Below are 11,707 nucleotides of genomic sequence, written 5' to 3'. Positions count from 1 at the left end.
CGCGAGAAGGGACATGCAGCATTTTAACACCCGCCTGTTTCATCAGCATTTCCACAACCAGGTGTGTAGAGTTGCCATTGCCAGAGGACGCAAAAGTGATTTTTTCAGGATCGGATTTGGCTGCTTTCTGTAAATCGTCGTAGCTGTTGATACCAGATTGCGGGCTGGCCACCAGTACAAAAGGCACGGTTGTGAGCATGCCAATGCCGGCGAAGTCCTCTTCAGGAGAATAGGACAAGGGCTGATAGACAAATTTATTGAGCACCATCTGGGAAACGCCGGCCATAAATAGCGTATAGCCATTGGCTGGCTGGGACAAGACAGCCTTGGCTGCGATTACGCCACCCGCGCCGGGCTTGTTCTCTACGACAACGGGTACGTTGAGCGTTTTTCCGACGCTTTCTGCCCACATGCGAGCAAGGCTGTCTGTGCCGCCGCCAGCTTGTTGCGAAACGATAATTTTTATTGCACGCTGGGGAAATTCGTCTGCGGCGTTTGCCTGTCCCAGGCAGGCCAGCAGCAGTGCGGTGGGGATCAGTTTGTGTAGACTGGAGTAAACTCTCATGTTTATGCCTTATCAATATTTTGTAGTTCCGCATATTGTATATAGGTGCTAGTGTGCAAATGCAGGATATTTCTATGAAATTTTATGGACGGTACATGAGTGAATGCTCATACATTAAGTGCAAATAGTATTTCCTGGGCGCGCCGCCTCAAGGTTCGGCATCTGGAATATTTTCTTATTCTCAGAAATGCCGGTACATTGTCCGAGGCTGCTCGTGCATTACATATGACCCAATCGGCAATGTCTCACTGGCTGAACGAGCTTGAGACATTGCTTGGGGTCAGGCTGGTTGTACGTGGCCGCCGGATCAGGTTTACGCCAGAAGGTGACGTTTTGCTGCGTCTGGCGACCCGGCTGCTAGGAGATATTGCCAGAACCCAGGATGAACTGGAATTATTGGCTCAGGGTGCGCCAGCCAGTCTTCATGTTGGCAGCGTCACGGCGGGGCTGGCTCATCTGATTCCCAACTCAATCTGTACCTTTCAGATGCAGGTTCCACAAATGGCCATTCATATGACCGAGGGTGCTTTTTCGCTGTTGCTTGAGCGGCTGGAGGCACGGGAACTCGATATTGTTGTCGGCTCCATAGACGCAAGAGCCTATGCGGCAGGTCTGACCCACGAAGTGCTGTTCGAAGACCGTATTGTGGCGATTGTCGGCTTGCAGCATGCCGTACGTCAAAAAGCGAAGCCGCTGTGGTCGGATCTGGTGCCGTATCCCTGGATCATGCCGGAAAAAAATACGCTTATGCGAAACCGGCTGGACACCGTGTTGCTGGAAAATGGCGGGGCGGGTGTGCGCCCACGCCTGGAAACCGCGTCCATTATCACCATTGAAACGGTTCTGAGGCAGACCGATTATGTCGCAGTGTGTTCGGCTTCGTTGGGAGCGCATTTGCATCGTTTGGGGTTGGTGCATGCTTTGCCATTGACTGCCGGCTTCGGCCCGGTGGGCGCTGTATATCGTGAACGCGACTCGCATCCGGTGCTCGGCGATTTTCTTGCCGAACTTCGCCGGCAAGCGGATCCATTAAGGACGGCTGAAAGCCGCTTCAACGTGGCATTGTGATGCTATTGAATGTGCGATAGCACCTGTATTGATCGACATAGTCAGCTAGATTAAGCCGTGTTGACGGCATGCGCGGTGTACCCGGGCTGCAGCGATCGCCGCTCGTTAGCAGGCAGGGCGTTGCCTGGCCTGTGCGGAAAGTTTTTTTGGCTCCTTGCATAGCTATGCCATCTGAAAGGTCTGGATACACAACTGACCATTGCGCTGTCATGAGGGAGCAATAGATTGTTCTTATGATGATCGCTTTATTTTTTAATTGAGTAAAGCAAACATCATGTTAAATATTTCCCGGCGCCAGATGGTTTTGGGCTCTCTGGCCAGTACGGCACTTTCGTGGGTCCCGAGTATCTCGCAGGCACGCAACAGTACAGGCACCATCTCCGCTCCACTTTCTGCGTCAGATGCCGCATGGAAGCATATACAGGAACTCTATGTAGTTAACCGCGAAATAACGAACTTGGAGAATGGATACTGGGGGGCAATGCCGCAACCGGTACTTTCGGCTTACAAAGAGAGCACCGATTTTATCAATACCAATAACACCATTTATGCACGTACCCAATTCAGTGGAGCCCTGGAAAAAGTGCGCGAGCAGGTTGCACGCGCCGTCGGCGCAGACGTCTCGGAAATTGCACTGACACGAGGCGCAACAGAAGCACTGCAAAAATTGATCACTGGCTATAGTGCGCTGCAGCCGGGCGATGTGGTTGCCTATAGCGATCTTGATTACGACTCAATGCAGTATGCAATGAATTGGCTACAGCAACGGCGCGGGGCGCAGGTAAAGACATTCAATATCCCAGAACCTGCTACCCGACAGAACATTCTTGACACCTACGAAAAAATTTTAAGCACACCTAAGTTAAAGCTGCTTTTATTGACGCATCTTTCTCATCGGACGGGACTGGTCATTCCTGTGGCCGAAATCGCTCAGATGGCCCGTGCCCGGGGTGTGGACGTCATTGTGGATGCGGCACATTCATGGGGGCAGATAGATTTCAATGTGAAAAATTTAAGCACAGACTTCGTGGGTTTTAATCTTCACAAATGGATATCAGCGCCCGTAGGCGTGGGCTTTATGTATATTTCAAAAAATCGCCTGATGGATATTGATCCGGATTATGCGGACGAAGATTATGAGTCGGATGATATCCGCTCTCGGGTACACACTGGTACAACCAACTTTGCCGCCTTGCTCACCGTTCCCGTTGCGCTGGATTTGCACCAGAAAATATCGGCGAAGGCCAAGCAGCAAAGGCTGACCTATTTGCGAGACTACTGGGTCGATGCGCTCAGGAGTAATAAATCGGTCAATATATTGACGCCCGATGATGCTGACCTGCATGCAGGCATTACCTCCTTTCGGTATGGCAATGCGCGCGACAAGCAACAGAATGATGGCCTGGTAAAAATATTGAAGGACCAATACGGTATTCTAACCGTGCGCCGTGGCGGTATTCATAACGGTGACGCTATTCGCGTGTCGCCTGCACTTTTCACTCGTGATAGTGACATGGACAAGTTTATTGTTGCCATGAACAAACTGGGTAAATAAAAGCAGTTTAAATAAAACAACGGTAAGTTAATAAACACATTTGTGTTGAGCCGTTAAGTCCATGTGTGCTGGATCGCATGCTCCGTAATATGTGGGAGATGATCGATGCCATGCCCCTTGACCGAGCGGCTGGCGTACGCGTAAAGCGCACCAGCTCTCGGCGGTTTTCGTTCATTTTTTACGAGTTGCATCTTGCCGTGCTATCGGCTATGGTTTGCTCTTTATATTCCGGCGCGGTCAGCTCACTCTCCCGGCAAAACCATGTTGAATATTACCATTCGTAACGAACAACCGGACGATATCGATGCTATTGCATGGGTAACCCAAACTGCATTTGAGCCAGAGCAGTTCGCCAGCCATACGGAACAGTTTATTGTCAATGGCTTAAGGCGAACCAACCAGCTGGAGATATCTTTGGTGGCACTTTATGAAGGCACAATAGTGGGCCACATTGCTTTGTCACCAGTCAATATCTCTTCGGGTGAGCAGGGCTGGTATGGTTTGGGTCCCGTCAGCGTGCTTCCTCAGTGGCAGGGGCAGGGTATCGGTACTCAGTTAATCCGTTCGGGGCTTGCACAATTGCAAGGCCTGGGTGCACGCGGCTGTGTGGTGTTAGGAAGCCCGGCTTTCTACAGCCGTTTTGGCTTTAAGGCCAATTCGTCTTTGGTGTACGCAGACGCACCAGCCAGGTATTTTCAGGTGTTGGCTTTTGCCGCAGAGATACCGTTTGGCCGGGTGTCTTTTCATGAGGCTTTTGAAGCTACTCAATAGCTGGTTCACAGCCATTACTGTTACGGTCTCGAATGTTACAGTGTCTTTTGTGGCCTCACTACTATCGTGCACCATATGATGCAAGGCAGGGCGCACAATAGCATGGACAGATAGGAAAAAAAGCTGAAGTATCAATACGCAGATGTATGTATTTTCAAATGCAATAGGGTCCGTTCGTAACATATCTGGAGAGAAAAAACGTGAAGATAACCAATTTAACCAGGACAGTCATCCTGGTATGCCTTGGCATATTCGGGTCCATCGTTAATGCGAATACGCTCGTTACGCCTTCGGCTGCTGCCGGCACTGATCCGGGTCCTATCGCTAAATCGGAAGAAACGTTCCTTGCTGGCACGTTTTCAGGTGACGATATTGAGCTTAAGCTGGATGCCAAGGGGCGGTTTGTGCTTAGCGGAGGGGCAGTGGGAAAATCGCTTCACGGTAACTGGACCATGGAAAAATCAGGATTGCATACGCTGTTGCGCCTTAGCGTCGACAAGAAGAATGAAGACGATTGGTTATTCGGCATCAGGTCCAGGAACACGCTGCAAGCGGTGAATGAAGGTAAATTGAAAGTGCTGGACAGGCCATTGGACATCAATGAAGATTCTGGTGTACTGACGCGCGTTAAATAGGGTAATGGATTTTGGCAAGAGGATTGGACTATACGCTGTTGCCGCTATTGAAACCGCATAGCGCCAGGGTGTATCAACAGCCGCTGCGGTGCTGCATGTCCGGGCCGGGCACCGTATAATGATCATGTGTTGAACGAAGACGGGGATTGCCATGGATTTGTGGGCCCAGCTGATTGGGATATTGATGGTGGCTGCCACAGTCGTGGCATTCTTTTTTGCGCCATCAGGAAAAGAGAGGGAACCGCTTTACGTGCGCCAGATCGTTGCTTCGGTGTTCGCGTTCAGCGCGGCTGCCGTATGTGCTTCTCTTTTTTACTTTTCCCCGTCCGATACCGAAGGGACAGAAATTGCTTTTGCAATTCTTAGCGCGCTGGTCATGATTGCAATTCCCTGTTGGTACGCGATCAGAAACCACAAAAACAATAAAAAATAGAACATTGACTCGCTTTCTTCCTGTGTGAACAGGCCAGCCTCAGCATGAGTCCTGATGGCGAGTGTTACGGAGCAAGGTAAATGGCATACGTACACAAATTCGATTTGAACTGTGCCGGCCGGGATTTCGTTGTCGGCGATATCCATGGCCACTATACAAAGCTGATGCAGGCGTTAAAAGCATTAACGTTCGATGCTGGCAAAGACCGGCTTTTTTCGGTAGGTGATCTGGTCGATCGTGGCACTGAAAATGAACAGGTGATCAATCTGATCAACACCAGCTGGTTTTATGCCGTTTGTGGCAATCATGACGATTATGCGATTCGCTATCATCGCATTGGTCGGATGGATGACGAAAATTACCGGCTTAACGGCGGAAGCTGGTTCATTGAGAAAGAGGCGAATGATCGGGAGATGCTGGTTGCCAAGCTGGAGCTTCTGCCCATGGCCATAGAGGTAGTCACGGCGAATGGGCGAATTGGCATCGTTCATGCAGATGTGCCGTGTCGACACTGGAACGATCTCGAAAACTATTTTGAGTCCAAGGCACACCGCCAGCGCGCAATGTGGGCACGCGATCGATTTGAACGCAAAGACGTGACACCGGTGAATGGCATTGATCATGTCATCGTCGGTCACAATTGCCATCCAACGATTTTGACACTTGGCAATGTCCATCATATTGATACAGGCGGGTGGCTGCCGGGTGGGTACAACGGGCATTTCACCTTGTTGGACATCAGCAAGCCAGGGCTGTTGTGACTGCGACGTGTGGTCAGCGGAGCACTGTGGCTGTCGTTATGCAAGCATCGAGGCAAGCAAAATCCAATCGTACTGATGGCTGGCATGGGGCTCGAGCGGTCGGATGAACGGGCCAGGCAAGATCGGATCCTGACACTTATGGGTCCTGCAGTGCTTCCTCAAAAACAGATTGCACGATATCTGGAAGGGTCCTGATACTATCCCTGAAAAACCGGCGCTTGGGCGTAGACAAGTCTTGCAGCAACACGGCCAGTCTCTCGCTTGCCGTCATTGCAGGCTGGCCCAGCCCGTTTTCAAAAGTATAGAACCAGATGGCCTCTAATAGTAAATTGGCCAGTTGCAAAGTTTCGTATCTGAGCAGGCCGCTATCGTGTTCCTCCAATGTAAAACGGATGACACTGGACCAGTCGGTATAACCCTTGGCGGCAGAAAATGCTGCATGAAATGGTTTGGTTCCCGCTACCACCTGCGCCACGCTCAGGGGTGGTGATCGGCGCAACTGCTCAAGCGTGGGCGACTGCCTCACTGAACAAGCCCCGCGTACAATCCTAAGCAGAAATATCGTATTCCATATCGAGCCACCACCAACCCCGAATCGATCGCAGATCCATTCCGACAGACATATCCAGCGCAAGGACTGCATCTGGACGGTCGTCTCTGCGGTGTCCGAGGGAGCGTCCAGCAAAGCGTTCTTCCATAATAGCCAAAGACTCAAACCGATGTTGGCTGCTACGTCCTGCGCCGCTTCGATCGAATCGGCTTCATATGCGGCTCGCAATGCACGGGAAAAATGGGTAATTGACTGGCCAGCTGCATGCCTGCGTTCAGCCATCGGCGCATCGACGACCTCCAGGGCGATTGCTCTGAAAATAAGCGCTTTCAGATTCAGATACTCAAAGCGTACGCGCGGGTTGTAACGAACAACCAGTCGAGAGCGGCCATCTGCGTGGAGCCGGTTGATTTCTACATGCGCTGCCCGGGTTCCTTCTGTCATATACAGATTCCATGCCCTGGCGATGCCCGCCATAGCCGCAAAAGCCGCCATCGACTCATGATCATCCTCTGTGTCATTGGCCAGAAAGGGCGACAGGCTATCGAGTGCCTCCCAACTGCGTTGAATCTGCCCCTGCTTACGCAAGGCCAGGCTTTCCTTGAGGATAGCTAATGCCGACTGGAAACGATCATGTGCCGCCAGTCGAGCCGTTTGAAAGTGTTCGGCCATGCCAGAAGCATTTGTGCCGGTAAAGCCGTCCTTGGCAAGGCGCATTGCCTGTGTCAGATTGTTCCAGTAACCCACGTCCTGCATCGCATACGCGAGCGGGCTGGATGGTTGCTGACCCGGTTTATTGATTCCGAGAAACCTAGCAAGCGAATCAAGACTGGCTTTTTTTCCACCTGCAGTGATCTTTATCCTGCGTGTGCTTTTTTTGTCGAGCCAAAAAGGCCCGCGACTGCGGTTTCGGGTATTGAGCAAACCGGTTGGTATGGATCTGTCCCATCCCCAGCCCACATCAACACCCCAATCACGAAAATCTTCAAACGCGCGTGAGATGATCATGCGTCCATTGGTTTTACCTGGAAAGCGGGACCGGATCTCGTAGGCCGGCAGATCCGGATGATCGGTATGTCCAGCGTAATAGACACGCAAAAGCAGCCAGAGCGATTGGTACCGTGCCAGCTTACCGTTGATCCTGAGTGCTGGAGTCAATTCAATGTTGAGTGTCGATGCAGACATATAGGCAGAATCCAAGATGTCATGGTAGCACAGGGATAGAGGAGTTACGATCGTTACGATAAGCCATTTTACCCACTTGAATCATGAACTTACCATTCGTCTGGCCTGATCCGGCATTGGATTGACTCTACCAACTTCACACTCAAGGATTTTTTCTATGAAGCATTCGCCTATCTTCCGAGCGATTAGTACGAGCGTGGTCGTACTGGTTTTGGCCTGCACATCAGCTTACGCAAACACCCATTGCATCGACAGCCCCAAGGTTGCTGCTGTGTTTGAGAAAGCCGCGGTGCAAGGCACGATCGCACTACTGAACACAAAAACGGGAGAAGTGATCTGTCATAATTCCGCTCGCGCCAATCGCCCATATTTGCCAGCATCCACGTACAAGATACCGAATACGCTGATTGCGCTTGAGACGGGCGTAGCCAGTGGAGCAGATTTCAGTCTAGACTGGAATCAGAAACGTAATCCGCGCCAGGCTTGGTGGCCGGCTGCCTGGGCGAAAGACCAGACTCTTAACAGCGCGCTATCTAACTCTGTCGTCTGGTATTACCAGGAACTGGCTCGACGTATCAACCCGCAACGTATGCAGCAATACGTGGACCAGTTCCGTTATGGCAATCGCGATATTTCTGGTGCAATAGACCAGTTCTGGCTGAAAGGTAAACTGAAAATATCTGCACTTGAGCAGATTTCATTTTTGCAGCATTTTTATTTTCAGCAGCTCGGGGTTGCCCGGCGGAATACCAATATCGTAAAACAGGCGATCGTACTGGAAAAAACACCGTCTTGGACCTTAAGCGGCAAAACCGGCATGGTCGGTTTTGGCGATGCAAAAGACGTTGCGCTGGGGTGGTTGGTGGGTTATGTGGAGACCGCCAATAACACCTATATCTATGCCATGAATATGGACATCACAAAAACGGTGGGTGCACAATTGCGCCTGGAGGTGACCAAATCGGTACTCAAGGAGCTTGGACTGATCTGATCGTCTGGCGTGGAAAAATCCGGCACGCACTTGGCGGGCCGGACCGGCAAGATGTCGTAGCAGACAGCATTTTTCTATATGGTGTTTTGCAGGGCACCCAGCGCGTGGTATAGGAAATATTAGGTTGTGCAGTGCAAGTGTCGTCATTTGCAGTTAATATGGCTGGTCTGCTGCGATGGCGTCAATGTGCAGATTGTAAGGCAGAATAAAGACGACGATTTATAACGGTATTAACCGGATTTGTTTTCGAAAGGGAAAAAGCAGGTGCGACAAGCTTTACTTATCATTGATATGCAGCATTTCGTTGCGGACCGCATTGAGCAGGGTATTGAGTATTACCCCGAAAACTGCATCGAAAACATGCAACGCGTACTTGAGCAGTTCAGGCAGGCCGGAAAGCCAATTGTGCACGTTCGCCATCAATCGGCAGAGCAAGGATCGCTTTTTCACGAGAGCTCCCCATCGTCTTTGCCACTGGCATCGTTTCAGGCATTAGCAGAAGAACCGGTATTCATCAAAAGCACATCATCCGCTTTCAGTTCAACTGAACTGTTCGCCTATTTGCAAACAGCCAGGATATCGGAGCTCGTCGTCATTGGTGCGGTTGTGGGCTTCTGTATCAATTCGAGCGTTAGAGCGGGATCAGATTTGGGGCTTAAGATGACAGTTGTGAAAGACGCCGTGATTAGCTTCGAACTTGACCAATATCAGCTTGGAGCAGCACAGATTCACAATGTGACACTTGCTTTATTGGATGCGGACTTTGCTTCGGTCATTGCGAGTTCGGAGCTGCAGGTCAGTCCATAGGTCGTACATTTTTTTTTTCTAAGTACAAGAATCAACGCCAATAATGACATTGCCGCTCCGACAATAAAAGTATATTCGGCACCGAAACTGTCCCAAGTATCCTGAGACTGCTATTCCTGCTATTGTTGCGACTGCAAAAGCAGGAACCACAGGAAAAAATAGTAGAAACAGCGACAATAACAGCAATGAATAGCCCCGAAAGCCCAGCAAAACAGGAGGGCAGCAGGGTGTTAGCTTTTCAAAGCAAGGGGTGATATGGGGCGAGGCGCAGGAGCTGGCGTGGTATCTGATTGTGCGAGATAGTCAACGGGATGACCGTCGTAGCTGCGCCGAGTGCCAGCGCTATCATGCGGGCAGGTGCGGCCAGCGTATCGCTCTTATTGGTGGGGCAGCCGTATTCACGTTGCACCGATGCAGGGATTTTCAACAAAACGAGGTGAATAATGATTGATGGGTTAATAGCAGGCAGACTGTACGGCAGCGCCAAACAGGGCACCGGTAAAACGGGCGATACCTATACCACCGCCAAAGTGAAGGCGGCAGCAGGGAATGGCGAAACCCTGCTGTGCAGTGTCATCGCCTTTGAGGATAAAGCCCAGGCCACACTACTGGCGTTAGATGATGGTGACAGCGTGGCCGTATCGGGGTCGCTAACACCGAAGGTATGGATGGACAAGGCTGGCGACACCCGCCCGACGCTGGACGTCGTTTGCCATATTGTGCTTACACCCTACCAAGTGAAGCGCAAGCGCCAAGCGGTGAATGAGGACGAAAATGATACTGAACGCTGAACGCTGAACGCTGAACGCTGAAAGAAATACAAGAGCAGGATGGCACAGTCTGGCTTTAAACGCCTATCCGTATAGATTTGCCCTGAGAGGGTGGATATGCTGATACGTGAGTGCTGGCTTTGGGTTAAAAACCGGCTAAAAACCGAGAAGTGACTAACAAGAGTATTGACTCACGCTAAGAAAACACGATGGTGTTTGCTGGTGATGACTCACTACGAAACTTTTGTACTTATCTGATGCCGCCTTCTGTATAAAGCCCGTCGCTTTGATTTTAAAAGCTTGCATAGCGGCTTCATGACATCACAAAACAAAAACGCCAACCAGCAATGATTGACGTAAGTCTTTGATTTTAAATGGTGCCGATAATAGGCACCAAGATGCTAGCATTTATGCGGGTTACCGGGCTGCTGTTAGTAGAAATTAAGTCGGATCACTCCAAATTCAGATATCTCGTGATTTCTGCACCGGTAATCCTACCATCAACTGTTTTTATTTTACCAGCTGCGATCCGCTTATGAAGCGTAGCATAGCTGACACCGAGCAGCTTTGCAGCATCAGTGAGGTGAAATACAGCAATTTTTTCAAGCATTTTCTGTGCACCTATTTCACCGGCACGAATCAACATTCTATCAAACTCAGATTTGTCAACTTTGATCGTTTCCGTTGATGCAGACTCTTTGATTACGTTCATTGGAAATTTCCCATTTCAGTTGTTTTACCGTTTGGTTAAGCTTCGGCTACTCCTGGCTGGTTGCCATCGCCGGACGTGGTTTAGTAGGAAGGCGGGCAGAGTAGATATCCTCCGCCTTCCGAAAGGGGGTTAACTAGGCTGGGTTATCAGGCCACTTCCTCTTTTCGCAATAGCGGCAAAACAGTATCAGACCATTTAATTTGCAATACGGGCGCACCGTTGCCATGCCTTCTGCCGGTGTCGTAGAGTCGGCTAAAGTCCTGGCCAGCCTCGAGGGGTTTCCAATGTTCTCCCTGCTTAGCCTGTAACCCAGCTTCCGCCAACAGCAAATTTACTTTTCGCGCCGATGGCTCGCCTGGTAGCATCTTGCCAAGTTCGGTGGGTGTATAAAACAAAGCCTCTTGGTTTTCAGCGACCAAATGCGTGCTGCCAAAATCTTCCAGAAGGTTCACTCCTGTCAATTTGCGCACAAGCTGGTTGGCACTAATAGCGGCAGCATTTTTATCCAAGCCGAAAGCACGCGCAGCTCGAATCGCCAGAGGCGTGAGTTTTAAAGCCTCGGTTGTTTGTTTTCTAGGCTCGGCCCTGACCTGGTATCCACCGGTCTTGCGGATGGTAGGCAATACTTCCTCGAAGACCCAGCGCTCGAACTTGTCTGCCGAAGGAAGCTGGCTGTTGACTACAAGCCGGAACAGGTCCGGTTCGTTGATGATGCGGATTTCTTGTTTTCCGCCAGCTGTAGGAAGGGGGTAGCGTTTCGCGACCCCCTTGCAATGTTTCGATATTGCATCGGACGCATTTACGTAGCCCAATGCTTCGGCTACGTCTTTGCCGACAAACCATGGTTCTCCGTCAATTTCTACTGCACGGATTGAAAATTCAGGGGTTTGAAATGGAATGATCT

13 protein-coding genes are annotated in these 11,707 nt (G+C 50.6%); 9 read left to right on the top strand and 4 right to left on the bottom strand.

The genetic code is table 11. The features are described 5' to 3' along the window. A partial coding sequence (locus ACTIKR_RS06550) for a Bug family tripartite tricarboxylate transporter substrate binding protein (protein WP_442327415.1) occupies positions 1–565 on the bottom strand: 565 nt, incomplete at its 3' end. Positions 566–664: 99 nt separating this feature from the next. Between ACTIKR_RS06550 and ACTIKR_RS06545 the strand changes: the two genes are divergently transcribed. The 6 genes from ACTIKR_RS06545 (at position 665) to ACTIKR_RS06520 (ending at position 5,788) form a co-directional block, all read left to right on the top strand. Beyond that, entirely contained in the window at positions 665–1,633 is a 969-nt protein-coding gene (locus tag ACTIKR_RS06545) for a LysR substrate-binding domain-containing protein (protein WP_442327414.1), read from the top strand. Between the two features lie 274 nt (positions 1,634–1,907). Further along, positions 1,908–3,188, top strand: a complete 1,281-nt coding sequence (locus tag ACTIKR_RS06540; RefSeq protein WP_442327413.1) for an aminotransferase class V-fold PLP-dependent enzyme — start codon at positions 1,908–1,910, stop codon at positions 3,186–3,188. Positions 3,189–3,449: 261 nt separating this feature from the next. After that, positions 3,450–3,959, top strand: a complete 510-nt coding sequence (locus tag ACTIKR_RS06535; protein ID WP_226816965.1) for a GNAT family N-acetyltransferase — start codon at positions 3,450–3,452, stop codon at positions 3,957–3,959. A gap of 200 nt (positions 3,960–4,159) precedes the next feature. Then, on the top strand, positions 4,160–4,594 hold the full coding sequence (locus tag ACTIKR_RS06530) for a hypothetical protein (protein ID WP_442327412.1): 435 nt from the start codon (positions 4,160–4,162) through the stop codon (positions 4,592–4,594). Between the two features lie 181 nt (positions 4,595–4,775). Next, positions 4,776–5,027, top strand: a complete 252-nt coding sequence (locus ACTIKR_RS06525; RefSeq protein WP_442327411.1) for a hypothetical protein — start codon at positions 4,776–4,778, stop codon at positions 5,025–5,027. 80 nt (positions 5,028–5,107) lie between these two features. Then, a complete protein-coding gene (locus ACTIKR_RS06520) occupies positions 5,108–5,788 on the top strand; it encodes a metallophosphoesterase (RefSeq protein WP_442327410.1) in 681 nt (226 codons plus the stop codon). A gap of 136 nt (positions 5,789–5,924) precedes the next feature. Here the strand turns inward: ACTIKR_RS06520 and ACTIKR_RS06515 are convergent, their stop codons facing one another. Then, a complete protein-coding gene (locus ACTIKR_RS06515; protein ID WP_442327409.1) occupies positions 5,925–7,523 on the bottom strand; it encodes a hypothetical protein in 1,599 nt (532 codons plus the stop codon). Positions 7,524–7,644: 121 nt separating this feature from the next. Between ACTIKR_RS06515 and ACTIKR_RS06510 the strand changes: the two genes are divergently transcribed. The 3 genes from ACTIKR_RS06510 to ACTIKR_RS06500 all read left to right on the top strand — a co-directional run bounded on the left by ACTIKR_RS06510 (position 7,645) and on the right by ACTIKR_RS06500 (position 10,112). Beyond that, positions 7,645–8,514 (top strand): penicillin-binding transpeptidase domain-containing protein, encoded by an 870-nt coding sequence (locus tag ACTIKR_RS06510; RefSeq protein ID WP_442327408.1) that lies wholly within the window; start codon positions 7,645–7,647, stop codon positions 8,512–8,514. 264 nt (positions 8,515–8,778) lie between these two features. Beyond that, positions 8,779–9,321, top strand: a complete 543-nt coding sequence (locus tag ACTIKR_RS06505; RefSeq protein ID WP_193089069.1) for an isochorismatase family protein — start codon at positions 8,779–8,781, stop codon at positions 9,319–9,321. Between the two features lie 443 nt (positions 9,322–9,764). After that, a complete protein-coding gene (locus ACTIKR_RS06500; protein ID WP_193089070.1) occupies positions 9,765–10,112 on the top strand; it encodes a single-stranded DNA-binding protein in 348 nt (115 codons plus the stop codon). Positions 10,113–10,542: 430 nt separating this feature from the next. On the opposite strand, the gene ACTIKR_RS06495 is transcribed toward ACTIKR_RS06500, so the two are convergent. Together ACTIKR_RS06495 and ACTIKR_RS06490 are read right to left on the bottom strand one after the other, a co-directional pair. After that, positions 10,543–10,803 carry a hypothetical protein gene (locus ACTIKR_RS06495; RefSeq protein ID WP_442327407.1) on the bottom strand — a complete coding sequence of 87 codons (261 nt, stop codon included), beginning with the start codon at positions 10,801–10,803 and terminating at the stop codon, positions 10,543–10,545. Positions 10,804–10,949: 146 nt separating this feature from the next. Then, a partial coding sequence (locus ACTIKR_RS06490) for a BRO-N domain-containing protein (RefSeq protein WP_442327406.1) occupies positions 10,950–11,707 on the bottom strand: 758 nt, incomplete at its 5' end.

This window comes from Advenella sp. (genome assembly GCF_052108595.1).
In the GTDB taxonomy this organism is placed as follows: domain Bacteria; phylum Pseudomonadota; class Gammaproteobacteria; order Burkholderiales; family Burkholderiaceae_B; genus Advenella.
Note: the sequence above shows the minus strand (reverse complement) of the source record. Positions and strands in the feature narration are given on the sequence as shown.

Excerpts from the sequence above, each read along its gene's own strand:
- ACTIKR_RS06540 (WP_442327413.1), top strand. The coding sequence starts at position 1,908 with ATGTTAAATATTTCCCGGCGCCAGATGGTTTTGGGCTCTCTGGCCAGT.
- ACTIKR_RS06535 (WP_226816965.1), top strand. The coding sequence starts at position 3,450 with ATGTTGAATATTACCATTCGTAACGAACAACCGGACGATATCGATGCT.
- ACTIKR_RS06520 (WP_442327410.1), top strand. The coding sequence starts at position 5,108 with ATGGCATACGTACACAAATTCGATTTGAACTGTGCCGGCCGGGATTTC.
- ACTIKR_RS06515 (WP_442327409.1), bottom strand. The coding sequence starts at position 7,523 with ATGTCTGCATCGACACTCAACATTGAATTGACTCCAGCACTCAGGATC.
- ACTIKR_RS06500 (WP_193089070.1), top strand. The coding sequence starts at position 9,765 with ATGATTGATGGGTTAATAGCAGGCAGACTGTACGGCAGCGCCAAACAG.
- ACTIKR_RS06495 (WP_442327407.1), bottom strand. The coding sequence starts at position 10,803 with ATGAACGTAATCAAAGAGTCTGCATCAACGGAAACGATCAAAGTTGAC.